Source organism: Streptomyces sp. NPDC014801 (assembly GCF_043082085.1).
In the GTDB taxonomy this organism is placed as follows: Bacteria; Actinomycetota; Actinomycetes; order Streptomycetales; family Streptomycetaceae; genus Streptomyces.
In genome coordinates this window covers 1-1,235 of record NZ_JBIBXG010000037.1, presented here as the reverse complement: position 1 = coordinate 1,235, position 1,235 = coordinate 1, and the positions used below count along the sequence as shown (strand labels likewise).

Sequence of the window (1,235 nt, the reverse complement as noted above, 5' to 3'; positions counted from 1 at the left end):
CGGTCTGATCCAGAACGGCGAGTTCACACAGATCCTTCAACGCCTCGACGACTGACAGCTGCCCAGCCTGCACGTCTCATTCTGAAACGATCAGTTAGTGGTGAGCGTCTGTGTCTGTACACCGGCGGGGGCAGAGCCAGCGGAATCCCACATCAGGCCAGCCGGGCCCTTGAACACCGTGTTGCCGTTGCCGTCCAGGGCGTTCATGCCGCCGCCGACGCCCGGGGCGAGCCGCAGGCCGTCGGCGTGGACGTCAAGCCTGATCTGTGTCAGCGCCGGATTGGCGGCCGCTTCGGCGCTCTTGACGACGAGGACCTCGCGGTAGCCCTCAGGCGTCGCGGTCAGTCGCAGATCCACGCCGTTGAAGGCCTCGGGATAGGTGGCGGTGTCACCCGACAGGACCGGTGCCGGCAACGCCGTCGGCCAGTCGAAGGTGAGCGAACCGTTTCTGCCACCCAGTCGGATCAGGCCGTCGCCGTCACCGCCGCCGGCGAAACGCAGGTCCACGACCGCCGACTTCGGACCGATACTGCCGTCACCACGGCGCTCCAGAGTGGCGTCCACCGGATGCCAGGTGCCGTCGGTTCCCTTGGCGCGCTGCGGCACTGTCGCCTGAGTCAGCGTGAACGTGCCATCCGGATTCGCCATCGTTGTCGTGTACTCGGTGCGATCCGCACTCACCTCAACGGGCGCACCGGCAGCCTTCGCCTGGGCCGACGCCACCGACGCCGGGTCGGCCGCGCCCGTGTCCCCAGACACCGGTACCGCTGCGGCCGCAGCTATGGGCAGAACCGGCAGAAGCGACAACGCCAGCGAAGCCGCAACACCCCCCAACAGCCGGCCACGTTTTCTTCGCCTCGCAGGCGCAGGCACAGCAGTGCCCAGCTCCGCCCCCACGCGGATCCCCCCTGTATAGATCTTGTAAAGGTAGCGGAAAGTTAAAACCCGGTTACCACACACGTCAACGAGATGTGACGCAGCACACAATAAACGCTTCGCACTGCCCTGACCTGCACAGATATGTTCAAGCCAAGCACAGGAGGTGCAAAGCGGACCGCTGCGGGAGGCACCTCGACCAGGGCCAAAGGGGGCTGGTGGACGGGCAGCAGGGCTCCACGGTGAGGCGCCGGGCTGCTGGGGCCTAGTAGTGCTTCGTTAGGTTCTGGGCTGTCTGCTGATGCTCCGAGGGCTGGGCAGGGGGCGTCCGCAGGTGGTGCAGGTACCGGTCCAGCACC

General features: G+C 66.3%; 1 protein-coding gene. It reads right to left on the bottom strand.

Annotated elements, in window-relative coordinates; genetic code table 11:
• Nucleotides 1-90: 90 nt before the first annotated feature.
• Nucleotides 91-723 (bottom strand): hypothetical protein, encoded by a 633-nt coding sequence (locus tag ACF1AL_RS39405; RefSeq protein ID WP_391781404.1) that lies wholly within the window; start codon nt 721-723, stop codon nt 91-93.
• Between the last annotated feature and the right edge of the window lie 512 nt (nt 724-1,235).